Genomic DNA, 24537 nt, shown 5'->3' on the forward strand with positions numbered 1-24537 from the left:
GGAGAAGCCCAGGCTTCTCCTTTTGGTTTCCTCAACCGTAGCGCCCGGTAATGTAATCTTCCGTGCGACGCTCTTTCGGCGTAGTGAAAATCCGATCGGTTTCATCAAACTCTACTAATGCGCCGTTGTGCATAAAGGCTGTGTAATCAGATACGCGCGAAGCCTGCTGCATGTTGTGTGTTACCAACACCAGCGTGAAGTGCTGCTTTAGCGTGGTCATCAGCTCTTCAATCACCAACGTGGAGATCGGGTCCAGCGCGGAAGTCGGTTCATCCAGCAACAACACTTCTGGCTCGATAGCAATCGCCCGGGCAATCACCAATCGCTGCTGCTGACCGGTAGAAAGCTTTAGCGCATTTTGGCCCAGCTGATCTTTCACTTCACTCCACAGTGCCGCCGCTCGCAGCGCGCGTTCGCAGGCTTCATTCAACACGCGCTTATCGCGCACGCCCTGCAAGCGCAAGCCATACACCACGTTTTCATAGATCGATTTAGGGAAAGGATTAGGCCGCTGAAACACCATGCCGACCCGCCGACGTAAGGCAGAAAGATCCTGGTTAGGATTCATAATCGCCCATTGGTCGAGCAAGATTTCGCCCTCAATTCGGCAGTTATCGATCACATCATTCATGCGGTTGAAGCAGCGCAGCAGCGTTGATTTACCGCAGCCAGAGGGACCAATCAGCGCGGTGATGCGATTTTTAGGCACCTGCAGCGAGATATCTTGCAGCGCCTGGCGCTCGCCGTACCACAGCGAAAGATGGTTTACACGCAGCGCAATGTCAGTTTCGGGCGTCATAGTTATAGCCTGTTATTGAGTCATAAGGCGATAGCGCTCACGCAGACGGTGACGCAGGCCCATTGCCAGCAGATTTAGCGACAGAATGATCAGCACCAGCAGCAGTGCGGTAGCAAACACTACTGGCCGATCGGCTTCGATGTTTGGACTTTGAAACGCTAAATCGTAAATCTGAAAACCGAGGTGCATGAACTTGCGGTCAAGATGCAGATAGGGGAAAACAGCATCTACCGGCAGTTCAGGCACCATTTTTACGACGCCCACCAGCATCAGCGGTGCCGTTTCACCGGCAGCGCGCGCCACCGCTAAAATCAAACCGGTGAGCATTGCCGGAATCGCCATCGGCAAGACCACATGCCACAAGGTTTCGGCCTGCGAGGCACCCAATGCCAGCGAACCTTGGCGCAGGCTGTTTGGAATGCGCGACAAGCCCTCTTCGGTCGCGACGATCACCACCGGCAATGTCAGCAGCGCCAGCGTTAATGCTGCCCACAACAAACCTGGCGTACCAAAGGTTGGATTGGGTAATGCGTTACTGTAAAACAGCTGATCGAGCGTGCCGCCAACGCCCCAGACAAAGAAGCCGAGGCCGAATACGCCATAGACAATTGAAGGCACACCCGCGAGATTCACCACCGCAATACGCACCAGACGCGTCAGCGCATTACGTCCGGCATATTCATGCAGCCAGACGGCAGCAACCACCCCGAACGGCATCACCACCACTGACATCAACAGCACCATTAATACCGTGCCAAAAATAGCGGGAAATGCGCCGGTTTCACTTTCGCCGTCTGCGGCTGAATCGCTGACAAAATGCCAGAGCTGTTGCACAAAATGCAGCAGCTTTTCATTAAGGTTGAGGGCATTGGGTGTCCATACGTCAACAATCTGCGTCAACGGAATCACATGATTATTGCCTTCCACATCACGCAGGATCAGCACGTCGCGCTGACTTTCATGCTGCAATCTCCCCAGCGTCGCGCTGAGGTGGTCAAAGCGCCGCTGTAATGCCGCCTGATTAGCCTGATATTCTGACTGCACCTGCATATCAAACTGATTAGCCTGTCGCTGGCGCTCAGCTTGTTCATCCAACATGTCTAATTGCTTGTTGAGCCGCGCCATATCGATGCGCCGAATCTGGTTTATCTCACGAATCATGGTATGAACCTGAGCCAAACGCTGACGCAGCAGCGCATGGATGTTCTGCGCAGTAAGCACTTCATTATCTTCACGCAGGCCAACTAACCAGCCGTAAGCATTGCCGTGGCTGCGGCGTTGCAATACCAAAATATCTTTAGGTCTGCTCACCTCAGCCGGTTCGCGGCTGTAGGCAACGCGAAAATCGGGCGCATCCCAATCGCGGTTACCGGTTTTTATCAGATAACGATTCACATGGCCTGCGCTATTGCCCTGCTCATCCGCGGGGGCCGGAAACTGCTTTTGATGTTCCACGGTTTCGCCCAGTAAGCGGCTTTCGCTGCCATCAGGCTGAGTGAAGGTGTAAAGATCCACAGGCTGCGGCCAAAAAACGCGTGCGCCCTGCCATGCCAGCAAGGCAATCAGGAGCGCGAACGCCAACAGACAAACCGTGACAGCGCCTGCGGTTAGCCAGCGCCAGCGGTTATTTTGTCTTATCGCCCTCATGCTTGTTCCTCATGCTGGCTGTAACGCTGACGCAAACGCTGGCGGATCAGCTCGGCGATGGTGTTAATCACTAAGGTAAAAATCAATAGCATCAACGCACTTAAAAACAGAATACGATAATGCGCGCTGCCCACCGCCGCTTCAGGCATTTCAATAGCAATATTGGCGGATAAGGCGCGCAGGCCGCTGAATAAGCCACCCTCGCTTTGCGGCGTATTACCCGTTGCCATCAGCAGAATCATGGTTTCGCCAACCGCACGCCCAAAGCCGATCATCAGCGCGGCAAAAATACCGGCTGAGGCACCCGGTAAGACCACGCGGGTTAAGGTTTGCCATGGCGTTGCGCCTAACGCTAGCGAGCCCTGCCCGAGCTGAGCGGGCACGCTGAACAACGCATCTTCGGCGAGTGTGAAGATCAGCGGCACCAGCGCAAAACCCATGGCTAATGCGGCGACCAGCAAATTGCGCTGCTCGTAATGCGGCATCCACTCGCCTGCATCACGCATTACCAAGGTCGGCAGCCACAGCGTCAGCAAGGTGACAAGCAGCAACAACGGCAGCAGCAGCAAGACTTCACGTCCCGGTTGACGCCAACGCGCGGGTAGACGCGCGCTGAGCACGCCACACAGCAGCAGGCTGGCGGCTAAGGTAAGCGGCAGCAACAGTACGCCAATCAGCGCCTGGCTGATATGCGGTGCCAGCCATAAACCGGCAATCAACCCAATCACCACGCTTGGCAGCGCGCCCATCATCTCAATGGCGGGTTTAACCCAGCGGCGTAGACCCGGCGCCATAAACCAGGCGGTGTACATCGCAGCGGCTAAGGCCAGCGGTGTGGCAAACACCAACGCCAGGCTGGCCGCTTTTAAAGTACCAACTACCATCGGCATTATGCTGAACTTGGCTTGATAACTGTCGCCTGCGGCGGTGGATTGCCATACCCAATCAGCTTTCGGATAGTTTTCGTACCAAATTTTCTGCCAGAAACTCCGCCAGGTGACATCGGGCCAGGGATTATCCAGCTTAACGGTCTGCCAACTGCCTTTGCGTTCTATCAGTAAACTGTTGCCACTCGGCGAGAATTGCGCGTGCAGAATTCCGGGTTCAAGCTGACGCTGCAAAATGGGGCCATTCTGCTTGCTGGCAAACAGCTTCACCCTGCCCGTTTCTGAGTAGGTGGCGAATACACGGCGCTGAGATTCGGTAATGATCTGCGTGTTGCCTGCGCTGTGCTCAAAGGTGCGAATTTGATGCAGACGCGGGCCTTGTTCCCCCGCAATTGCAAACCATTGAGTAATTCCCGTTTCATCCTGAATCAGCAATGTTTTTCCGCCGGTTAATATGTGCAGGCTCTGCGGCATCTGCGACAGCGTTTGGGTTTCACGCAGCAGCGCTTGCTGATTATCCAGTTGCCAGACGCGCAGGACATTGCCTTCGCTGGTGTACAGCAGATCGCCTTGCGGCGAGAGAATAAATTGATCGACATGGGGCAGCGGCAAATTGATGGCATTTGCCTGACGATCGGTGCCTAGCGTCAGGATGCTCAGCCCATTTTCGGTCAGGGCCGCAATACGCCATTGGCCTTGATTCAGCGACGCCAGCGACATTTTTTTTACCGCGCCCTGCGGCAGATGAAAGGGTTTATCACCCAGCGGGAAACGCCATTGCGCCTCGCCGCTTTGCCTGGTCGGTTGCAGCAGCAATAAATCGCCTTGCAGGTTGAGCAATAGTGTTTGACGATCGGCGCTGGATACCACGTCACGCGGCGCAGGCGTCAATGTCAAAGCATGATCGGCGGGTTGCCCATTGAGCGGAATAAAACGGGCGGTGCCTGAAGTACTGATACGCCAACCATTGCTGCCATCATTACCTATCGCCAACGCAGGCGCACGATCCCACAACTGTTGCGTATTAGCCGACTGCATGCTGGGCGCGCTGAACAGCGGCGTCACCACCCAAATCAGCCAAAAGAACAGCAGCAACATCAGCAACAGGATTGCGATGCCACAAGACGTGACCAGTCGCCGCGTTAAACGGTCGATCGCACGACGTCGGCGGTCGCTAAACTGGACGGGAATGTGGTTTACGCTCATGCGGTCCTAAATGCAGCGGAAAATAAGCCGCTATGTTGCCCGTAGCTGGTTGATAAGACAACTATTGACGTTGGACAAGCTTGCCATACTCTCGCCATAATGATGGTGGATACTGGATCTTCAGTCCTGCAACCGCGATACGGAGTAAGAATGGGTCAGGTAAAGCTATATATTGAAAAAGAATTAAGCTGGTTATCCTTCAATGAACGTGTCTTGCAGGAAGCAGCGGACAAAAGCAATCCACTGATCGAACGCATGCGGTTTTTGGGCATTTACTCCAACAATCTTGATGAATTCTATAAAGTGCGTTTCGCCGATCTCAAGCGCCGCATTCTTATTGGTGAAGAGCAAGGTTCCGCCAGCACGCCGCGTCATTTATTCAAAAAAATCCAACAGCGAGTGCTTAAATCTGACCAAGAGTTTGATACGCTTTATAACGATCTGCTGCTGGAAATGGCACGTAATCAAATATTCCTGATCAATGAACGTCAGCTTTCACCGAATCAACAAGTCTGGCTGCGCCACTACTTCAAACACGAACTTCGCCAGCACATTTCCCCGATTTTAATTACCCATGAAACTGATCTGACCGAATTCCTTAAAGACGATTACACCTATTTGGCGGTTGAAATTATTCGTGGCGAGAACATTCGCTATGCGCTGTTAGAAATTCCATCAGATAAAGTACCGCGCTTCGTTAACTTGCCTGCTGAATCACCGCGCCGACGCAAACCCATGATTCTTTTAGATAACATCCTGCGTTATTGCCTGGATGATATTTTCAAAGGCTTTTATGACTACGATGCGCTCAACGCCTATTCGATGAAGATGACGCGTGATGCGGAATATGATCTGGTGACAGAGATGGAATCCAGCTTGCTGGAGCTGATGTCTTCAAGCCTGAAACAGCGTTTAACAGCAGAACCGGTGCGTTTCGTTTACCAGCGCGACATGCCCGATACCATGGTAGAACTGCTGTGTCATAAACTGTCGATTACCAACTTTGACTCCGTGCTACCGGGCGGCCGCTATCACAATTTCAAAGACTTCATCAGTTTCCCCAATGTCGGTAAAAACAATTTAGTCAACCGACCGTTGCCGCAAATTCGCCATATTGGCTTTGATGGATTCCGCAACGGCTTTGATGCGATTCGTAACCGCGATGTCCTGCTCTATTATCCGTATCACACCTTTGAGCATGTCCTGGAATTGCTGCGTCAGGCTTCGTTTGATCCCAGCGTGCTGGCGATAAAAATCAATATCTATCGCGTCGCAAAACACTCACGCATTATGGATGCGATGATTCACGCTGCTTATAACGGTAAAAAAGTCACGGTGGTGGTTGAGCTGCAAGCGCGTTTTGATGAAGAAGCCAACATCTACTGGGCAAAGCGCCTGACTGAAGCGGGTGTACATGTGATCTTCTCAGCGCCGGGCCTGAAAATCCACGCCAAGCTCTTCTTGATCTCGCGCCGTGAGGGTGAAGATATTGTGCGTTATGCGCACATCGGCACCGGCAACTTTAATGAGAAAACAGCCCGTCTTTATACTGATTATTCTTTACTGACGGCAGATGCGCGCATCACGAATGAAGTGCGTCGCGTGTTTAACTTTATTGAGAATCCCTATCGTCCGGTGACGTTTGAGCATTTGATGGTTTCCCCGCAAAACTCACGTCGGATGTTGTATCAGTTGATCGATGAAGAGATCGCTAACGCGCAGCAAAAATTGCCGTCCGGCATTACTCTGAAAATTAATAATCTGGTGGACAAAGGACTGGTTGATCGGCTTTATACAGCGTCCAGCGTTGGGGTTAAAGTCAACTTGCTGGTGCGCGGAATGTGCTCGCTGATCCCTGATCTGCCCGGCATCAGCGAAAATATTCGCGTCACCAGTATTGTTGATCGTTACCTGGAACACGATCGCGTTTATATTTTTGAGAACAACGGCGATAAGAAAGTGTTCCTCTCTTCTGCGGACTGGATGACGCGTAACATCGATTACCGAATTGAAGTGGCGGTGGCGATTCTCGACCCGCAAATTAAGCAGCGCATCCTCGATATCATTGCTCTTCAGTTAAGTGATACGGTGAAAGCGCGCATTATTGATAAAGAATTAAGTAACCAATACGTTTCGCGCGGCAACCGTCGTAAAGTGCGCTCGCAGCTGGCGATCTATGATTACATCAAGAAACTGGAACAACCTGAATAAATCCTATGCCAATTTCCCAGAAGAGTACGCCTAAACCTCAAGAGTTTGCGGCGATTGACCTCGGTTCGAACAGTTTCCACATGGTTATTGCCCGTGTGGTTGATGGCGCTATGCAGGTGCTGGGCCGCCTGAAGCAGCGCGTGCATCTGGCTGACGGGCTTGACGCGAATAATCGTCTGAGCGAAGAGGCAATGGAGCGCGGCCTGAGCTGTCTGGCGCTGTTTGCTGAGCGTTTACAGGGCTTCAGAGCCAGCAATGTCACCATTGTCGGCACCCACACGCTGCGTCAGGCCGTCAATGCGGAAACCTTCTTGCAGCGCGCTGCAGACGTGATCCCTTATCCGATTGAAGTGATTTCCGGCCACGAAGAGGCGCGTCTGATTTTCATGGGCGTGGAACATACCCAGCCGGAAAAAGGCCGCAAGCTGGTGATAGACATCGGCGGTGGTTCAACAGAACTGGTGATCGGTGAAGATTTCGAACCACAGTTGGTGGAAAGCCGCCGCATGGGTTGCGTCAGTTTTTCTCAACTCTATTTCCCTAAAGGGGAGATCAATCGCGACAATTTCCGCCGTGCGCGTTTAGCGGCGGCGCAAAAGCTTGAAACGCTGGCGTGGCAATATCGCTTGCACGGTTGGCAGTATGCGCTGGGCGCATCTGGCACCATAAAAGCTGCCTGTGAAGTGCTGCAAGAGATGGGCGAGAAAGAGAAATTGATTACGCCTGAACGCCTTGAAATGCTTTATGACGAAGTCATGAAGCATAAATCTTTTGCAGCCTTGAGCCTGCCCGGTTTATCCGAAGAGCGTAAAAGCGTTTTCGTACCGGGACTGGCGATTATTTGTGGTGTGTTTGATGCGCTGGCGATCCGCGAATTACGCCTTTCTGATGGTGCGCTGCGTGAAGGCGTACTGTATGAAATGGAAGGACGCTTCCGTCACCAGGATATTCGCAGCCGCACAGCGCAAAGTCTGGCTAATCACTATGCAATAGATAGCGATCAAGCCCGTCGCGTACTGGAAACCACCGAGCAGCTTTATCTGCAATGGCGCGATCAGCATCCCAAGCTGGCTAATCCACAATTAGCTGCGCTGCTGAAATGGGCGGCGATGCTGCATGAAGTCGGGTTAACCATCAACCACAGCGGCTTGCAGCGCCATTCGGCCTATATTCTGCAAAACACCAACATGCCGGGTTTTAATCAGGATCAACAAATGCTGCTGGCGGCGCTGGTAAGGTTTCATCGCAAAGCCGTCAAGGTGGATGAACTGCCACGGGTGACGCTGTTTAAGAAAAAGCAGTTTGTTCCGCTTATCTTTCTGCTGCGCCTGGGCACGCTGCTGAACAATCAGCGCCAGGCGACAACCCGCCCAGATTCACTCAAACTACGCTGTGATGATGGACACTGGACCTTAACGTTCCCGACGGGCTTCCTTAGCCAAAATAATCTGGTACAGCTCGATTTAGAGCGCGAACAGATTTACTGGAATGATGTAACCGGCTGGAAGCTGATTCTCGAAGAAGCCTGATGATGTGGGCGTTTAGCGCCCACAACACTGAAATAATGACTATGACGACATTAAAACAGAACATTTTTACTGAAAAATATGGCCTGACGCCAACCCACTCCGAAGTGCTGGAAGCCTTTCCTCAGCTCAAGGTGGGTAAAGCGTTGGATCTTGGCTGTGGCAATGGCCGCAACACGCTGTTTCTCAATCAGCAAGGCTTTGATGTCACCGCCTGGGATCATAATCCGCAGAGTCTGGCGCGCCTGAATAGCATCATCGCGGAAGAGGGTTTACAGGGGATTCATACCGAACAGCGCGATCTCAACAACACGCGTTTTAATGGCGGCTACGACTTTGTGCTGTCTACGGTGGTGATGATGTTCCTTCAACCAGAAACCATTCCGCAGTTGATCGCAGACATGCAGGCCAGCACGGTAAAATATGGCTTCAATCTGATTGTGGCAGCCATGAATACTGATGATACGCCCTGCCCGGCTGATTTTTCCTTTGCCTTTAAATCGGGTGAACTCAGCAATTATTACCGCAACTGGCACATTCTTAAGTACAACGAAAACCTCGGACAGTTGCATCGTACTGACGAAAATGGCAATCGCATTAACTGCCGTTTCGCTACGCTGCTGGCACAAAAAGCCAGCTACTGATTATTTTCGCTGTTTTTTTAGACAGCGATTGATTTCATCCGGCGACTGTGACTAAATATTGCAATCGCCCATTTGGGTCATTACAGGAACCACCCGCGTGAACAGCGCTTTATCCCCTCGAAGACGTCAGAAAACCGGTACCATGACCCGGATTGTTCTGTTGATCAGTTTTATCATCCTTGTTAGTCGCCTGATTTTTCTCATGCCTGCTGCTTTCGAACATCATCAGCAAAAAAAATCCATGCATGAACCGGTAAGCCTTAGCGTCAACAATTCCCGTTAGCTAAACGTGTTTTTCACATGAATAAGTAAAACGCTGTCCAAATGACAGTGTGATTTTTTGCATCCCTTTTGCAAACGAAACGCTACACTTCGTGCTGGTGCTTTCAGACAAAAGGGACTCAATATGTCTGCCTCTCACTCTCAACTTTTAAGTGAAATACGTCATCGTATTCTGACGCTGCTGCTCAGTGAGCACGATCTGGTTGATGCGCTGCTGGAGAAATCCAGCGACTTCAGCCCTGAACAGCAACGTGAAAATTCGATTCAACGCGAAAAGCTCGAACAGGATATTATCCAACTGCATGCCGCAGATTTGGCCGATATTCTTGAAGCGTTACCTGAAGAAGAACGCCAGGCGTTGTGGCGTTTAGTGCCGAATGAACGACGCGGTCATGTGTTAGTTGAAGCCTCCGAAACGGTCTGGGCCAGCCTGACCGAAGAGATGAGCGATCACGATATTCTGCGCGCCATTGAGCCGCTGGATATTGATGATCAAGTCTGGCTGGCACGCTATCTGCCGCGCGATCTCACTGGACGCCTGCTCACCAAGCTGGAACCCGGATTGCGCGCTCGCATGCTCAACGTGGTGCAGTTTGACCGCGATCGCGTCGGGCGAGTCATGGATTTCAATATCCTGACGGTACGTGCCGATGTCACTTTAGCCACCGTGCAGCGTTTCTTACGTCATCGTAAGAGCATGCCGACCGGTACCGATAAACTGTTTATCACGACCAAAGAAAATCAGTTACTAGGCGAGTTGCCACTAACTGATATTCTGCTTAATCAACCGCAAAAACGTGTTTTTGAAGTGATGAACACGCGCCCCACGACCTTTCAACTCAATGACAAAGCCGAAGACGCTGCCAGCGCCTTTGAACGCTATAATTTAATATCCGCAGCGGTCATCGACGCCAAAGGCAAGCTTATTGGCCGCGTCACCATCGAAGACGTTATCGATTTGGTGAACGAAGAGAACGAAAGCAATATCCGTAAAATGGGCGGTATCAGCCAGGAAGAAGACGTTTTCGCGCCGGTGCGTAAATCTGTTCGCAATCGCTGGGCGTGGCTGGCACTTAATCTGTGTACCGCCTTTGTCGCCTCACGCGTTATCGGCTTGTTTGAGTCAACTATTTCACAACTGGTTGCGTTGGCAACGTTGATGCCAATTGTTGCCGGCATTGGCGGCAATACCGGTAATCAGACCATTACCATGATTGTTCGCGCCCTTGCTCTGCACCAGGTTGAGCCTGGTAACTTCTCTTTTCTGATTGTCCGTGAATTGGGCGTTGCCTTGATTAACGGTCTTTTCTGGGGTGGCATCATGGGCCTGGTAACGTGGCTGATGTATGACAATGTTGCGCTGGGTGGCGTGATGATGCTGGCGATGGTGCTTAACCTGCTGCTTGCAGCATTAATGGGCGTGCTGGTGCCCTTGGTGATGACCAAAATGAAGCGCGATCCGGCGATTGGTTCCAGCGTGTTGATTACCGCTATCACCGATACAGGCGGCTTCTTTATCTTCCTTGGCCTGGCAACCGTTTTCTTAATAAAGCATTGATTCACATAACAACAGGATGGAGAAATGATGTTTAATATTGATGATTTTGTACAAGCAAAAACCGGCGGACCAAAGATGTTAGTTCTGCGAGTGGAAGGCGATACGTTATGGTGCGCACGCGTAGACGACGCGACAAAAAAGGAAATTGAAGTAAAGGCCGACAGCGTGAATGTGTATCACGAAGACGGTGATTTCGGCGTCTGTTAATCAAAAAAGCCCCGCTTTTACGGGGTTTTTTGCATTACGGATTATCTTGCTGAAGGTTGTCATTACCTATCCCGCCAATGAACGGCAAACGCAGGCGAAATGGCGTAAAATCCAGCCCCATATTCAAGCCTAAAATGTTAAGTTCAAAGCCCTCTTCCGCACCAAGCGTAATGCCCGCCACGCCCAAAACAGAGACTTGCACACCTCTGCCAGACGGCGGCAAGCCAATTGGGCGCCACAGCGGACGGTAATCTTTTCCCAACGCATTAGCGGGCAGATCCAGTTTTAGCGCAGGAACGTCGCGGCCAATGTGCGCCAGAAAAGTGTTGCTGTTGGGACCAGGCCACGCATGATATGTCTGCGGCCAGGGATACGATTTAATGGCTGCTTCAATCTGAGGAATCATCGCTTCAGCCTCAGGTCCGCGATGATTTACCAGCAAGCGCGGTTTCGCACCGTACCAGTATCCATCGGCGATATTGGTGTTGCGTCGTACTTTATCCCCGCTGCCCCAACTGATCACCTCGTAGCGGTTGTATTGCGTTTCCCCGGCACGTTTAAAGATAATCCATGGATGCACCGCCACCGCGCCCTTCCAGCCATAGGTCGGCGCAGCATAAACCTGCACAATCGCTAAGTTGGCGTAAGCACGTGGATCGGGCGCAATCCCGGCAGAATCACGTCGTGCAGACCACCAGCCGCCCTGGCTTGGCGCATCACTATGCCGTGTCGCCTGCGCAATACTTGCACCCAGTGATAGCAGCAATACAGCAAGAAAACAGAGACTGAACACTTTTAGTGGAAGCATGTGGTTATCCCGGTAAGTAAAGGCAGAGAAAGAAAATCGCCAGTCAATCTGGCGATTGAACTGGCGATTTAATCATCAACGCATCTCAGGATAAGTCAGAAACTTATTCCCATTCAATGGTCGCCGGTGGTTTGCCGCTAATATCGTAAACGACGCGGGAAATACCGTTAACTTCATTGATAATGCGGTTGGAAACGCGGCCAAGGAACTCATAAGGCAGGTGCGCCCAATGTGCGGTCATGAAGTCGATGGTTTCAACAGCACGCAGTGAAACAACCCAATCATATTTACGGCCATCGCCCATCACACCCACTGAACGTACCGGCAGGAACACGGTAAAGGCCTGGCTGACTTTGTTGTAGAGATCGGCTTTGTGCAGCTCTTCGATGAAGATCGCATCGGCACGACGCAGCAGATCGCAATACTCTTTCTTCACTTCGCCCAGTACGCGCACGCCCAAACCTGGACCCGGGAACGGATGGCGGTAAAGCATGTCGTAAGGCAGGCCCAACTCCAGACCAATTTTGCGCACTTCGTCTTTGAACAGCTCTTTCAGCGGCTCAACCAGACCCAGCTTCATCTCTTTCGGCAGGCCACCCACATTATGGTGTGATTTAATCACATGGGCTTTACCGGTAGCAGAAGCAGCAGACTCGATAACATCAGGATAAATGGTACCCTGCGCCAACCATTTCACTTCAGTCAGCTTGGTCGCTTCTTCGTCAAACACTTCAACGAACACGCGGCCAATGGTTTTGCGTTTAGCTTCTGGCTCGTCAATACCTGCCAGCGCGTCAAGGAAGCGCATCTCAGCCGGTACGTGAATGATGTTCAGACCGAAGTGGTCACCAAACATATCCATTACCTGCTCTGCTTCATTGAGGCGCAGCAAACCGTTGTCGACAAATACGCAGGTCAGGCGCTCGCCAATAGCGCGGTGCAGCAGCATAGCGGTAACGGAAGAATCCACGCCACCTGATAAGCCAAGAATGACTTTATCGTCACCAATCTGCACACGTAGACGTTCAACAGCGTCTTCGATGATTTTTGCCGGTGTCCACAGCGCTTCACATGCACAGATATCGATAATGAAACGCTCAAGCATACGCAGACCCTGACGCGTGTGCGTCACTTCTGGATGGAACTGCACGCCGTAAAAACGTTTCTCTTCATTGGCCATGATGGCAAACGGACAGGTTTCAGTGCTGGCAACGGTCACGAAGTCAGCGGGGATTGCCGTGACTTTGTCACCGTGGCTCATCCACACATCCAACAGCGGCTTGCCTGTGGCGCTGATCGCATCTTCGATGTCGCGAACCAAGGCACTTTTGGTGGTCACTTCAACCTGAGCATAACCAAATTCACGCTCGTTAGACCCTTCAACTTTGCCACCCAGCTGAATCGCCATGGTCTGCATGCCGTAGCAAACGCCCAGCACCGGTACGCCAGCGGTGAAGACATATTCAGGTGCGCGTGGGCTGTTGAGTTCGGTGGTGCTTTCCGGGCCGCCGGAAAGGATGATGCCGCTGGGATTGAACTGGCGGATCTGCTCTTCGGTGACATCCCATGCCCAGAGTTCGCAGTACACACCCAGTTCACGTACGCGGCGTGCAACCAGTTGAGTATATTGAGAACCAAAATCGAGAATCAGAATGCGATGCTTATGGATATTTTCCGTCGTCATTGAGGTGTTTCCAGAACGGTGACTTGATAATAAAAGCGCCCGGGTTGAGCCGGGCGGGAAATCTTACGGGATTATGAACCCATGCGGTAGTTCGGTGACTCTTTGGTGATGGTCACATCATGTACGTGGCTTTCATTGATGCCCGCGCCGCTGATGCGAACAAATTCAGCTTTGGTACGCAGATCGTCAATGGTTGGGCAGCCGGTCAAACCCATGCAAGAGCGCAAGCCGCCCATTTGCTGATGAACGATCTCTTTCAGACGACCTTTATAGGCTACGCGACCTTCGATACCTTCCGGCACCAGTTTGTCTGCGGCATTGTCAGTCTGGAAGTAACGGTCAGATGAGCCTTTAGACATCGCACCCAGTGAACCCATACCACGATAAGATTTGAATGAACGGCCTTGATACAGCTCGATTTCACCAGGTGATTCTTCAGTACCCGCCAGCATGGAGCCGACCATCACACAAGATGCGCCCGCTGCGATAGCTTTTGCAATGTCGCCTGAGAAGCGAATGCCTCCATCAGCAATAACAGGAATGCCGGTCCCTTCCAGGGCTTCTACTGCGTCGGAAACTGCAGTGATCTGAGGTACACCCACACCGGTAACGATACGCGTAGTACAGATTGAGCCAGGGCCGATACCGACTTTTACTGCGCTCACACCTGCTTCTACCAGCGCTAATGCGCCCGCTCCGGTTGCCACGTTACCGCCAAGGATTTCGAGATCTGGGTATTTTGCGCGGGTTTCGCGAATACGCTGAAGTACCCCTTCAGAGTGTCCATGGGAGGAGTCGATAAGCAGCACGTCAACACCTGCCGCTACTAGCGCATCAACACGCTCTTCGTTGCCAGCACCGGCACCAACAGCAGCACCCACACGCAGACGGCCTTGAGCGTCTTTACAGGCGTTTGGTTTACGTTCCGCTTTCTGGAAGTCTTTGACAGTGATCATGCCCAGCAGGTGGAAGCTATCATCCACCACCAGCGCTTTCTCAACACGTTTTTCATGCATTTTTTGCAGAACAACGTCACGCGCTTCGCCCTCTTTCACCGTCACTAAACGCTCTTTCGGCGTCATGACCGCAGAAACAGGCTGCGTTAAATCAGTCACAAAGCGAACGTCACGACCGGTAATAATACCGACCAGTTCGTTGCGGGTGTTTACAACCGGGTAGCCTGCAAAGCCATTGCGCTCAGTCAACGCCTTCACGTCTGCCAGCGGGGTAGTTGGCAGCACGGTTTGTGGTTCGGTTACTACGCCGCTTTCATGTTTTTTAACTTTGCGAACTTCATCCGCCTGGCGTTCAATCGACATATTTTTGTGAATGAAGCCCAGACCACCTTCCTGCGCCAGCGCGATGGCCAAGCCCGCTTCAGTCACGGTATCCATGGCAGCGGAAAGCATAGGAATGTTTAAACGGATATTTTTGGTCAGCTGAGTGCTGAGGTCAGCCGTATTTGGCAAGACGGTGGAGTGTGCAGGAACGAGCAAAACGTCGTCGAAAGTGAGTGCTTCTTTAGCGATTCTTAACATGGCAATACTCCACCTCGGGTGAATGAGAATAGATAAAATATTGCCGCGGCATTATACAGGGCGTAATCGATTGCCTCCAGCTTTATTTAAGAAAAAGTCTTGATCCGCTGTATCAGCCCTGTAGTATCGACTAATTAACCTGCTGATTTGGAATTTGATCTTCGTCACATGTCGCTACCTCCAACTGCCAATATTTTTACTGTCAGCCGCCTCAATACCACGGTGCGTCAGCTACTGGAAAAAGAGATGGGCCTGGTTTGGCTGAGCGCGGAGATCTCAAACTTCACTCAACCCGCTTCGGGTCACTGGTACTTCACGCTTAAAGATGACGGCGCCCAAGTACGCTGCGCCATGTTCCGTAACAGTAATCGTCGCGTTACCTTTCGTCCGCAACACGGACAGCAGGTTTTAGTCCGCGCCAATATCACGCTGTATGAACCACGCGGCGACTATCAGCTCATTATCGAAAGCATGCATCCCGCAGGTGAAGGTTTGTTGCAGCAGCAATTTGAGCTGCTGAAAACCAAGCTAGCGAGTGAAGGCCTGTTTGAGCCACAGCATAAACAAGCCTTGCCGGACCCGGCGAAACAGGTTGGCGTGATCACCTCTTCCACCGGCGCAGCGCTGCATGATGTGCTGCGTGTGTTGCATCGCCGCGACCCTTCCTTGCCCATTGTGATTTATCCGACCGTCGTTCAGGGTGTAGATGCCCCCGCCGCGATTGTTCGTGCGATTGAAGTAGCAAACCTGCGCAACGAATGTGATGTCTTGATCGTGGGCCGCGGCGGTGGCTCACTGGAAGATTTATGGAGTTTCAACGATGAGCGTGTCGCACGCGCTATTTTTGCCAGTCGCATTCCTATCGTCAGCGCAGTAGGCCATGAAACTGACGTGACCATTGCCGATTTTGTTGCCGATCTGCGAGCGCCAACGCCTTCTGCTGCCGCAGAAATTGTCAGCCGCAATCAGATTGAACTGCTGCGTCAGTTGCAGGCTCAGCAGCAGCGGATGGAAATGGCCATGGATTATTATCTGGCTCGTCAGCAGCGCCTGTTTAGTCGGCTGGATCATCGCTTGCAGCAGCAACATCCACAGTTGCGTCTGGCGCGTCAGCAAACGGCCCTGTATCGCCTCCAGCAGCGTTTGGATGATGCCATTGACACACGTCTGCGTACGGCGACGCGCCAGCAAGATCGCTTAACGCAGCGGTTAAATGCGCAGCAACCTCAGCAGCGTCTGTTTCATGCGCAGCAATCACTGCAAAACTGCCATTATCGTCTGCAACAAAGCATGGAAAAATTGCTGAACCGCGATAAACAGCGCTTCGGCACCTTAGCCGCTCAGCTTGAAGGCGTTAGCCCTTTAGCCACGCTGGCACGTGGTTTTAGCGTCACCACCGATACCGCCGGCCAGGTAGTAAAAAACCGTGGTCAGCTTCATGAAGGCGATTTGCTTCGCACCCGACTCGATGATGGTTGGGTAGAAAGCCAGGTCACAAAGCTTCTGCCCGAAAAACCGCGTCGCCTCAAAACAACTTCCTGAGGTCGTTACTATACTTTTTGGCACATTCATCGTGCCAAGGAGTTGGAAATGGCTTTCAGTGTTATTCCCCCTTACATCTTAAGCAAAATCATTGCGCACGGTTCTGGCCATCAGCAGGAAGAAGCGCGCCGTACATTAACCCATGTCCAACATTTGATGGCTGAACCCTGGCATAAACCCACTGGGGTAAAAACCGCTGTAGGCGGTCAGGTCGAACGTGAAATTTACGACGCGCAAAATGAGCAAACGCTGCCAGGCAAACTGATTCGTCAGGAAGGTCAGTCGTCAAATGGTGACATTGCGGCTGAAGAAGCCTGGAATTATCTTGGCACCACCTATGATTTTTTCTGGCAGGTTTATAAGCGTAACTCCCTCGATAACCAAGGGCTTAAGCTGCCAGGCACCATTCATTACGGCAAAAATTATCAGAACGCCTTCTGGAATGGTCAGCAAATGGTGTTTGGTGATGGCGACGGTGAGATTTTTAATCGTTTCACTATCGCTATTGATGTGGTCGCCCATGAACTGGCGCACGGCGTGACTGAAAATGAAGCCGGGTTAATCTATTTTGAGCAGGCTGGCGCACTGAATGAGTCACTTTCAGACGTGTTCGGCTCACTGGTCAAACAGTTCAGCAAGAAGCAGAGCGCCGATCAGGCTGACTGGATTATCGGTGAAGGCTTGTTGGCAGAGGGCATCAAGGGTCGTGGATTACGTTCCATGTCAGAACCCGGCACGGCTTATGACGATCCGATGCTTGGCAAAGACCCGCAACCCGCACATATGAATGGTTACATTCAGACCCGCGATGATAACGGCGGCGTGCACCTCAATTCTGGTATCCCTAATCGCGCTTTTTATCTCGCGGCAAAAGCGCTGGGTGGTTATGCATGGGAACTGGCTGGTCAGGCTTGGTACGACACCTTGTGCGATAAAGAGCTGCCACAGGATGCCGATTTTAAAACCTTTGCTCAATTTACTGTGAAGCACGCTGAAAAGCGTTTCAATCGTTCAGTTGGCAGCGCAATTGAGAATGCATGGAAAGAGGTTGGCATATTATGAGTGATCTTCCCCCACTCACCGACGATGCGGTCATTGTCGTGGCACGTGAAGGCGGCATCGCTTTTTTCCCGGGTCTACGCGGTGAGCGACGTTTCACGCTAGGCCAGCTTCCTGATCCGCAAAAGCAGCGCGTGTGTCATGTGCTTGAACAGGCAATGCCATTGGGCGAGCCGGAGGAGAAAGCCGCTCAGGTTGGGCGCGGGGATCAGCGCTATTTTCGTATTCAAATTCACTATGCCACGCATCAAGAGGTCGGTACCCTGGTCCTGTTGATACCGGAACAGGTTGCGCCACCCGAACTCGAATCGCTCTGGCGTGACGGCGAATAGCCATAAAAAAAGGCCGACATTGCTGTCGGCCTTTTCATTACTTCACATTACTTGTTATCAGGTAATGCGTAAGCAATTACGTAATCACCACGATCTGGCGACTGGCGTGCGCCACCGGCCGAGATGAGGATGTACTGCTTACCGGTTTTCGGTGAAACGTAGCTCATTGGGCCGCCTTGGCTGCCCACTGGCAGACGTGCTTTCCATACTTCTTTACCGGTTGAGCTGTCGAAAGCGCGCAGATAGTAATCCTGCGTACCGGCGATAAACACCAGCCCGCCCTGCGTCGCCAGCGTACCACCCAGCGTTGGCATACCGACTGGCATTTTCACGCGCATTTTGATGCCAAATGGACCGGTATCCTGCACGGTACCCACTGGCACCTGCCAAACAATTTTCTGCGTTTTCATGTCAATCGCAGAGAGCGTACCGAATGGCGGAGCCTGGCAAGGAATGCCCAGCGGTGACATGAAGCGGTTTTTGTTAACCGCATATGGCGTGCCTTTCAGCGGAACCGCGCCCATACCCGTATTGATGGCCTCACCGCCGTTGCTACCGCGTGAAATCTTACTGGTATCAGCTGGGATCATCTGCACCCACAGGCCCAGACGCATATCGTTAACGAACAACAGATTGTTATTCGGATCGGTCGACATGCTGCCCCAGTTCATCCCACCCAGTGAACCTGGGAAGCTCAGGGATTTATCCGTATCTGGTACAGTAAACAGCCCGTTATAACGCATTGATTTAAAGCCGATACGGCACACCAGCTGATCAAACGGCGTTGCACCCCACATGTCAGACTCTTTCAGCGTCTGGTTGCCAATCTGTGGCATACCGGTCGAATGAGGCTGAGTTTTGGTGTATTGCTCGTTCGGGATGTGGCCCTGCGGCATTGGCAGCTCTTCGACCTTGGTCAACGGCTTACCTGTCATGCGATCCAGCACGAAAATCATGCCAGTCTTACCACCGATAACCACAGCAGGTTTCGTGCTACCGTCCTTCATCGGGAAATCGATCAGGCTAGGCTGCATCGGTAAGTCAAAGTCCCACAGATCGTTATGAACGGTCTGATAAACCCACTTCTCTTTACCGGTAGTCGCATCCAGTGCCAGCACAGAAGCGCCATATTTGTGATCAAGCTCGTTACGGTTAGCCCCCCACAAATCCACTGACGAACTGCCCATTGGGATAAACACGGTGTTCATAGCCGGATCATAGGACATAGGTGCCCAAGAGTTCGGCGTGCTGCGTGCAAAATCTTTACCTGGCATCAGGATCGCATTCGGATCCACATTACCTGGATCGAACGCCCAACGCATTTTACCGGTGATAACGTCAAATCCACGCAGTACGCCACCAGGCATATCGGTTTGAACGTTATCCGCCACGCGACCACCAACGACAACGGTGGTGCCCGCAAGCGTCGGGGCAGAAGTCAGCTGATATTGTGGATCAGGCGCCTGGCCCAGACCCGCTTTCAGATCGACCTGACCGTTGTTGCCAAAGCCCTGGCACAATTCGCCATTGTCAGCATTGATAGCAATCAGGCGCGCATCGATCGTATTCATCAGGATACGGCGCTGACAGGTATCGCCGGCTGGCAAATTCACCGCAGTCACTGGTGTTGAGTCCGGTTTTGACGGCTGGGTCAAAGGTTTGGTCGCATCAAAGTACGCCAGACCGCGGCAGCGAGGCCATACTTCAGCCTGTGCATTGATCTCACGTTTCCAAATCTGCTTACCGCTGTCTGCTTCTACTGCAATGACGTTGTTATGCGGAGTACAGATATAAACCGTGTTTCCTACCTGCAACGGCGTTTCCTGATCTTCTGCACCGTTACCGGTTGGACTGTCTGGAATATCACCCGTGCGGAAAGTCCAGGCAACCTGAAGGTCTTTTACGTTGTCGCGGGTGATCTGATCCAATGCAACAAAGCGGCTGCCTTCCGGCGTATTGCCATAATTATCCCAGTCTTTCTGTTGTTTCGCTTTATCAACAGGGATAAGCGGCAACTGCTCGCCAGTGGCGGCGACAGTCGGATGAGGCTGGAACATTTGAACAAATGTCACCACCATACCCACAGCTAACACGGCAGACAGCACATAAGAAATTTTAGCCAGCGAGGCTTTGCCTTCACGTTTACGCAGCGCAGGCCACGTTAAAAAGGCCAGGATCATCAGCCCTGTTGGTACCATTAGACGCGAAACCAGCGGCCAGAACACTAAACCAGCGTCAAAAAGCGACCAAATCAAGGTGCCGACAAACATCAGCAGAAACAGCGTCACTGCGGAAGATTTACGGCGGAAGAACTGAATCGCCGACAAAATCGTGACGATACCCGCAATTAAGAAGTACCAGCTTCCGCCAAGACCGACGAGTTTACCGCCGCCGATAGCGAAGAACAGACCGATGGCAAGCAGCACCAGTCCGAGCAGTACAGACCATATTCCCAATCCTTTGCCGGAGCGGGACGATGTTTCAGCCATAACACTAACTCTCCTGAAAAAATAAAGCACCCGCGCCTCAGTAAACGAATGAAGACGTAACTGAGGCTAATGCATTGGATATCACTTTATTTTAAATCGAATTTGAACGGACTCGCGTCCGTGATGCAGGCTATGTGAGCCAGTAGACATAAAGAATCGTCTGGCTCTGCCTCACAAAGCGGCAGGATTGTACCACTTGGTACATTAAGAGGTGAACATCTATAACGCGGTAGTTACGATGCAATAGCATTTTTGCTACAAAGATGAGGTTAAGTGTTTAAAATTACACGCTTCCCGCCAATGGCAGCGTTTTGTTTATAGAAGTAAAAAAATGTGTCACGCGCTAAGGGGTATAAATTTCACTCTTTTTTGGAAATTAATCCATGACCCTGAGGGCAAAAGTAATCCACTGCACCGCACGCTTTTAGTACGTTCAGTGGCTGGAGACAATCTGGACAGACCGCTTGTGCCGGCAAATGGAAGCCGCATGCTTCACAGATAAACACACCTTCTCTCAGCGTTAGCGTCTGCTGACATTTTTCACACGTTACATTCATAACCGCACCTCGCCTTATGAGTTGGCTGCTCAAGCCAAAAAAAGAGGGCCAATTGGCCCTCTTTTATTAACGCTTATTTTTTATTTTTCTTGAGGTGCGCCATCAAACGTTTACGTTTACGCATCTGCGTTGGATTAAGCAGGTTACGTTTACCTTCGTACGGGTTATCACCCTCTTTGAACTGAATACGAATCGGCGTTCCCATCACATTCAGAGAACGACGGAAGTAGTTCATCAGGTAGCGCTTGTAAGAGTCTGCCAGGTCTTTCACCTGATTACCGTGGATCACGACGATTGGCGGATTATAACCACCAGCATGCGCATACTTGAGTTTCACGCGACGACCACGTACTAACGGCGGCTGATGATCTTCAGCAGCCATGTTCATGATACGCGTCAGCAACGAGGTGTTAACACGTTTAGTCGAACAGTCGTAAGCTTCGGTAATCGATTCAAACAGATTACCCACGCCGCTGCCATGCAGCGCAGAAATAAAGTGGATGCGAGCAAAATCGATGAAGCCCAAACGGAAATCGAGCGTCTCTTTCACTTCGTCACGCACTTCCTGTGACAGGCCATCCCATTTATTGACTACGATCACCAATGAACGCCCACTGTTCAGAATGAAGCCCAGCAGGGAAAGATCCTGATCAGAAATACCGGTACGCGCATCGATCACCAACATCACCACGTTAGCGTCTTCAATCGCTTGCAGCGTTTTAATGACTGAAAATTTCTCAACGGTATCGGAGATTCTGGCGCGCTTACGCACACCTGCAGTATCGATGAGTACGTATTCGCGCCCATCACGCTCCATTGGGATATAAATGCTGTCTCGCGTCGTGCCCGGCATATCGTATACCACCACGCGATCTTCGCCGAGGATACGGTTAGTCAGGGTTGATTTACCGACGTTAGGACGGCCAACAATAGCCAGCTTGATTGGCAAACCGGTTGGGTCGAATTCTTCCTCTTCCTCTTCCGCCAGCTCATCGCTCTCTTTCGCCGCCAATGCTGCCCAGTAAGCTTCGTTTTCTTCCTCTTCCGTGACTTCAACTGGCTCAACCTGCTCCATCCACGGCAACAGCGCGGTTTCTAACAGGCTGGTGACGCCGCGGCCATGGGAAGCAGCGATAGCGTGAATCTCACCCAAACCCATCGAGTAGAAATCGACAACGGCTGAATCAGGATCGAGTCCGTCAGTTTTGTTAGCGACCACGAAAGTGGCTTTGCGACGTGAACGCAGATGATTTGCGATCTGTTGATCAGCTGGCATCATGCCTGCACGTGCATCCACCATAAAAAATACGACGTCAGCTTCTTCAATCGCGAGCAACGATTGCCCCGCCATACGCACTTCGACACCATCTTCAGTACCGTCAATACCGCCGGTATCGATGACAATAAATTCGCGCCCTTCCACTTCGGCGCGACCATATTTGCGATCGCGAGTCAGTCCAGGAAAATCCGCTACCAGCGCATCACGTGTGCGGGTTAAACGGTTAAATAGCGTAGATTTTCCCACATTGGGACGCCCAACTAGCGCGACCACAGGTACCATAACAATGCCTCAATAAATAATTAATCGCCTGAATGGCGTGATTATAACGGTTCTTGCCGCTAAGTTCAGGCTTAAGGCGCAAAGAATACCATGCCTGACTAAAAACGAAACGGCCCCTGATCAGTCAGGAGCCGTTTTCATGGAAGGATTTCACCTACCTGACGCTTACCCTTTAGCGGGTAATCGCATAAACCTCACCATCTTTTGACTGGATCAGTAACTTGTCGCTGGCCACCACGGGTTCTGTCTGGAAGCCAGAGCTGTCCAGCTTCTGCTGGGCAACAAAGCGGCCATCCGTGGTATTCATCCAATGCAGATAACCTTCGCTGTCACCCACAACGATGTAGCCGTTGTACAAAACTGGCGACGTTAGGTTACGGTGCAGCAGATCGCTTTGACGCCAAATCGCTACGCCACCATCTGTGTTCAACGCAATAACGCGGTCATCCTGATCAACCAGGTAAATGCGACCCGCATCAACAATCAGATCTTTCACACCGCCGATTTCACGTTTCCACAAAATCTGACCTGAACGCAGATCTAACGCCGTTAAATCACCGTTGTAAGCCAGGGCATAAACCACACCGTTAGCGACAACTGGCGTAGTATCAACATCGTTGAGACGATCAATTTCAGTTGCGCCACTTGGCTGCGAAATACGTTGCTGCCAAATCAACTGCCCCTGATTCAAGATCACTGCGCTGACGCGGCCATTATCACCGCCAACAATCGCACCGCCGAACGCCACGGCTGGCGCAGATTCACCACGCAGAGAGAGTGCAGGCATATCAAGGTTGACGCTCCACTTGATTGCGCCGCTGCTCTGATCCAGACCCTGCAACATGCCGTTGCTGGTATGAACCAGCACTAAACCATCGCTGACAACCGGACGTGATAGCGCTTCGCCAGCCACTTTAGTTTGCCAGGCAACCGCGCCGTCGCTGCTGTTTAATGCATAAACCTGTCCGCGCTCGCTGCCAACATAAACGCGATCGCCATTCGCTGTCAGGCCGCCGGAGAGCAAGGCTGAGCGATTACTGGAAAAGAAGCCGGTTTTCTCAGAAAGATCGATTTTCCATTTTTCTTTTCCGTTTGCTGCATCTAACGCTTTCACGATACCGAAGCGGTCGGCAGCATAAACGGTGCCATCCAGCCAGGCAGGATGCAGATTGGAATAGAAATCACCAATGCCATCGCCAACCGATGTGCTCCACGCTTCTTGTGGTGTGAATTGGTTTTCGACCTTAGGCAACGGGGCCATTTTTACTACATCTTCTTCGCCGCTAAACAGCGAACAACCGCTGAGCAAAGTGACTGAAATCAGCCCCGGCAGCAGGTATTTACGTAATTCCATGCGCTCTCTCTCGACTGGCTTAGCTTAAGTTATTCATCTTCATCTGCATCATTTGCTTCAATGCCGGAGAGGCGTCAGATTCTACCCCTTTACTCCATGCATCGCGCGCGCCCTGCTTGTCGCCTTTGCTTAGCAGCGCTTCGCCGCGAATGTCGGCGACAATGGCTGTCCAGCCATCACCCTTTACACCGTCAAGGGTTTTAAGCGCCGCATCAGCTTGATTCTGTTGCAGTTGAATGCGAGCCAGGCGCAGGTTAATGACTGCCTGCAGGTTGGCATCTTTAGTATCTTTCAGACCGTTCTGTAACTGCATTGCCGCTTTATCGAGCTGGTTGCTGTCAACATACTGTTTTGCCACATCCATAGAAGCCAGCGCACCGTAAGTGTTGCTGTTTTCATTGGCAAAGTTGCTGACAGCTTCCAGCGTCTGAGGCTTATCTGCCTGCATAGCGCTGGTAAGCTGCTGATACTGTGCTGAAACGGCTTTGGCCGAGCTTTCTTGCTGACTCGCCCAATAGCGCCAGCCACCCAACGCGGCAATGCCGATCACTACGCCAACGGCTAACGCCTTGCCATTGTTGGCAAAAAAGCGGCGAAGTGCATCAACCTGTTCGTTATCATTGCTATAAACTTCCACGCAATCCTT

20 protein-coding genes are annotated in these 24537 nt (G+C 51.8%); 9 read left to right on the forward strand and 11 right to left on the reverse strand.

Annotated features, from left to right (window positions below; all coding sequences use genetic code 11):
- Positions 1-31: 31 nt before the first annotated feature.
- The 3 genes from pstB to ACF2G4_RS09540 are packed head-to-tail and all read right to left on the reverse strand — an operon-like array spanning position 32 to position 4539.
- On the reverse strand, positions 32-799 hold the full coding sequence (gene pstB, locus ACF2G4_RS09530) for a phosphate ABC transporter ATP-binding protein PstB (protein WP_332625176.1): 768 nt from the start codon (positions 797-799) through the stop codon (positions 32-34).
- A gap of 12 nt (positions 800-811) precedes the next feature.
- Positions 812-2446: a phosphate ABC transporter permease PstA gene (gene pstA, locus ACF2G4_RS09535; RefSeq protein WP_409074731.1), complete on the reverse strand. Its 1635-nt coding sequence runs from the start codon at positions 2444-2446 to the stop codon at positions 812-814.
- Complete coding sequence (locus tag ACF2G4_RS09540; protein ID WP_409074732.1) at positions 2443-4539, reverse strand: ABC transporter permease subunit; 2097 nt, start codon at positions 4537-4539, stop codon at positions 2443-2445. The genes pstA and ACF2G4_RS09540 overlap by 4 nt, the downstream gene beginning before the upstream one ends.
- Before the next feature lie 150 nt (positions 4540-4689).
- Here ACF2G4_RS09540 and ppk1 point away from each other — a divergent pair, with 150 nt between their 5' ends.
- The 6 genes from ppk1 to ACF2G4_RS09570 all read left to right on the forward strand — a co-directional run bounded on the left by ppk1 (position 4690) and on the right by ACF2G4_RS09570 (position 10967).
- Entirely contained in the window at positions 4690-6750 is a 2061-nt protein-coding gene (gene ppk1, locus ACF2G4_RS09545) for a polyphosphate kinase 1 (protein ID WP_243077416.1), read from the forward strand.
- Between the two features lie 5 nt (positions 6751-6755).
- Positions 6756-8279 (forward strand): exopolyphosphatase, encoded by a 1524-nt coding sequence (gene ppx, locus ACF2G4_RS09550; RefSeq protein ID WP_215845882.1) that lies wholly within the window; start codon positions 6756-6758, stop codon positions 8277-8279.
- 41 nt (positions 8280-8320) lie between these two features.
- The gene (tehB, locus tag ACF2G4_RS09555; RefSeq protein WP_370661482.1) at positions 8321-8920 is read left to right on the forward strand and encodes a tellurite resistance methyltransferase TehB; all 600 of its coding nucleotides are present in this window, start codon (positions 8321-8323) and stop codon (positions 8918-8920) included.
- Between the two features lie 97 nt (positions 8921-9017).
- Positions 9018-9203, forward strand: a complete 186-nt coding sequence (locus tag ACF2G4_RS09560) for a YfgG family protein (protein ID WP_409074733.1) — start codon at positions 9018-9020, stop codon at positions 9201-9203.
- A gap of 123 nt (positions 9204-9326) precedes the next feature.
- On the forward strand, positions 9327-10760 hold the full coding sequence (gene mgtE / locus ACF2G4_RS09565) for a magnesium transporter (RefSeq protein WP_409074734.1): 1434 nt from the start codon (positions 9327-9329) through the stop codon (positions 10758-10760).
- A gap of 27 nt (positions 10761-10787) precedes the next feature.
- A complete protein-coding gene (locus ACF2G4_RS09570) occupies positions 10788-10967 on the forward strand; it encodes a DUF2158 domain-containing protein (RefSeq protein ID WP_215848229.1) in 180 nt (59 codons plus the stop codon).
- 34 nt (positions 10968-11001) lie between these two features.
- Here the strand turns inward: ACF2G4_RS09570 and ACF2G4_RS09575 are convergent, their stop codons facing one another.
- The 3 genes from ACF2G4_RS09575 to guaB form a co-directional block, all read right to left on the reverse strand.
- A complete protein-coding gene (locus tag ACF2G4_RS09575) occupies positions 11002-11775 on the reverse strand; it encodes a DUF3750 domain-containing protein (RefSeq protein ID WP_243077414.1) in 774 nt (257 codons plus the stop codon).
- Positions 11776-11878: 103 nt separating this feature from the next.
- Positions 11879-13459: a glutamine-hydrolyzing GMP synthase gene (gene guaA / locus ACF2G4_RS09580; protein WP_215845878.1), complete on the reverse strand. Its 1581-nt coding sequence runs from the start codon at positions 13457-13459 to the stop codon at positions 11879-11881.
- 71 nt (positions 13460-13530) lie between these two features.
- Positions 13531-14997, reverse strand: a complete 1467-nt coding sequence (guaB, locus tag ACF2G4_RS09585; protein WP_215845877.1) for an IMP dehydrogenase — start codon at positions 14995-14997, stop codon at positions 13531-13533.
- 168 nt (positions 14998-15165) lie between these two features.
- On the opposite strand from guaB, the gene xseA reads away from it, so the two are divergent.
- The 3 genes from xseA to ACF2G4_RS09600 are packed head-to-tail and all read left to right on the forward strand — an operon-like array spanning position 15166 to position 17930.
- Positions 15166-16539, forward strand: coding sequence for an exodeoxyribonuclease VII large subunit (gene xseA / locus ACF2G4_RS09590; RefSeq protein ID WP_409074735.1), 1374 nt, complete (start codon positions 15166-15168; stop codon positions 16537-16539).
- Positions 16540-16587: 48 nt separating this feature from the next.
- Positions 16588-17601 carry a M4 family metallopeptidase gene (locus ACF2G4_RS09595; protein ID WP_409074736.1) on the forward strand — a complete coding sequence of 338 codons (1014 nt, stop codon included), beginning with the start codon at positions 16588-16590 and terminating at the stop codon, positions 17599-17601.
- Positions 17598-17930, forward strand: coding sequence for a protealysin inhibitor emfourin (locus tag ACF2G4_RS09600; protein WP_243077410.1), 333 nt, complete (start codon positions 17598-17600; stop codon positions 17928-17930). The genes ACF2G4_RS09595 and ACF2G4_RS09600 overlap by 4 nt, the downstream gene beginning before the upstream one ends.
- A gap of 47 nt (positions 17931-17977) precedes the next feature.
- Here ACF2G4_RS09600 and ACF2G4_RS09605 read toward each other — a convergent pair whose 3' ends face one another.
- The 5 genes from ACF2G4_RS09605 to ACF2G4_RS09625 all read right to left on the reverse strand — a co-directional run bounded on the left by ACF2G4_RS09605 (position 17978) and on the right by ACF2G4_RS09625 (position 24528).
- Positions 17978-20419 carry a glucose/quinate/shikimate family membrane-bound PQQ-dependent dehydrogenase gene (locus ACF2G4_RS09605; protein WP_409074737.1) on the reverse strand — a complete coding sequence of 814 codons (2442 nt, stop codon included), beginning with the start codon at positions 20417-20419 and terminating at the stop codon, positions 17978-17980.
- A gap of 359 nt (positions 20420-20778) precedes the next feature.
- On the reverse strand, positions 20779-20976 hold the full coding sequence (locus ACF2G4_RS09610) for a zinc ribbon domain-containing protein (RefSeq protein ID WP_409074738.1): 198 nt from the start codon (positions 20974-20976) through the stop codon (positions 20779-20781).
- A 73-nt stretch (positions 20977-21049) separates the two neighbouring features.
- A complete protein-coding gene (der, locus tag ACF2G4_RS09615) occupies positions 21050-22537 on the reverse strand; it encodes a ribosome biogenesis GTPase Der (protein WP_215845870.1) in 1488 nt (495 codons plus the stop codon).
- A gap of 172 nt (positions 22538-22709) precedes the next feature.
- Positions 22710-23891: an outer membrane protein assembly factor BamB gene (bamB, locus tag ACF2G4_RS09620; RefSeq protein ID WP_243077407.1), complete on the reverse strand. Its 1182-nt coding sequence runs from the start codon at positions 23889-23891 to the stop codon at positions 22710-22712.
- A gap of 19 nt (positions 23892-23910) precedes the next feature.
- A complete protein-coding gene (locus ACF2G4_RS09625; protein ID WP_409074739.1) occupies positions 23911-24528 on the reverse strand; it encodes a YfgM family protein in 618 nt (205 codons plus the stop codon).
- Between the last annotated feature and the right edge of the window lie 9 nt (positions 24529-24537).

Source organism: Pantoea phytostimulans, assembly GCF_046118715.1.
GTDB lineage: Bacteria > Pseudomonadota > Gammaproteobacteria > Enterobacterales > Enterobacteriaceae > Pantoea > Pantoea phytostimulans.

Bases quoted from the DNA above. Each gene is read 5' to 3' on its own strand.
- pstB (WP_332625176.1), bottom strand. From the start codon at position 799: ATGACGCCCGAAACTGACATTGCGCTGCGTGTAAACCATCTTTCGCTG.
- pstA (WP_409074731.1), bottom strand. From the start codon at position 2,446: ATGAGGGCGATAAGACAAAATAACCGCTGGCGCTGGCTAACCGCAGGC.
- ACF2G4_RS09540 (WP_409074732.1), bottom strand. From the start codon at position 4,539: ATGAGCGTAAACCACATTCCCGTCCAGTTTAGCGACCGCCGACGTCGT.
- ppk1 (WP_243077416.1), top strand. From the start codon at position 4,690: ATGGGTCAGGTAAAGCTATATATTGAAAAAGAATTAAGCTGGTTATCC.
- ppx (WP_215845882.1), top strand. From the start codon at position 6,756: ATGCCAATTTCCCAGAAGAGTACGCCTAAACCTCAAGAGTTTGCGGCG.
- tehB (WP_370661482.1), top strand. From the start codon at position 8,321: ATGACGACATTAAAACAGAACATTTTTACTGAAAAATATGGCCTGACG.
- mgtE (WP_409074734.1), top strand. From the start codon at position 9,327: ATGTCTGCCTCTCACTCTCAACTTTTAAGTGAAATACGTCATCGTATT.
- ACF2G4_RS09570 (WP_215848229.1), top strand. From the start codon at position 10,788: ATGTTTAATATTGATGATTTTGTACAAGCAAAAACCGGCGGACCAAAG.
- ACF2G4_RS09575 (WP_243077414.1), bottom strand. From the start codon at position 11,775: ATGCTTCCACTAAAAGTGTTCAGTCTCTGTTTTCTTGCTGTATTGCTG.
- guaA (WP_215845878.1), bottom strand. From the start codon at position 13,459: ATGACGACGGAAAATATCCATAAGCATCGCATTCTGATTCTCGATTTT.
- guaB (WP_215845877.1), bottom strand. From the start codon at position 14,997: ATGTTAAGAATCGCTAAAGAAGCACTCACTTTCGACGACGTTTTGCTC.
- xseA (WP_409074735.1), top strand. From the start codon at position 15,166: ATGTCGCTACCTCCAACTGCCAATATTTTTACTGTCAGCCGCCTCAAT.
- ACF2G4_RS09595 (WP_409074736.1), top strand. From the start codon at position 16,588: ATGGCTTTCAGTGTTATTCCCCCTTACATCTTAAGCAAAATCATTGCG.
- ACF2G4_RS09600 (WP_243077410.1), top strand. From the start codon at position 17,598: ATGAGTGATCTTCCCCCACTCACCGACGATGCGGTCATTGTCGTGGCA.
- ACF2G4_RS09605 (WP_409074737.1), bottom strand. From the start codon at position 20,419: ATGGCTGAAACATCGTCCCGCTCCGGCAAAGGATTGGGAATATGGTCT.
- ACF2G4_RS09610 (WP_409074738.1), bottom strand. From the start codon at position 20,976: ATGAATGTAACGTGTGAAAAATGTCAGCAGACGCTAACGCTGAGAGAA.
- der (WP_215845870.1), bottom strand. From the start codon at position 22,537: ATGGTACCTGTGGTCGCGCTAGTTGGGCGTCCCAATGTGGGAAAATCT.
- bamB (WP_243077407.1), bottom strand. From the start codon at position 23,891: ATGGAATTACGTAAATACCTGCTGCCGGGGCTGATTTCAGTCACTTTG.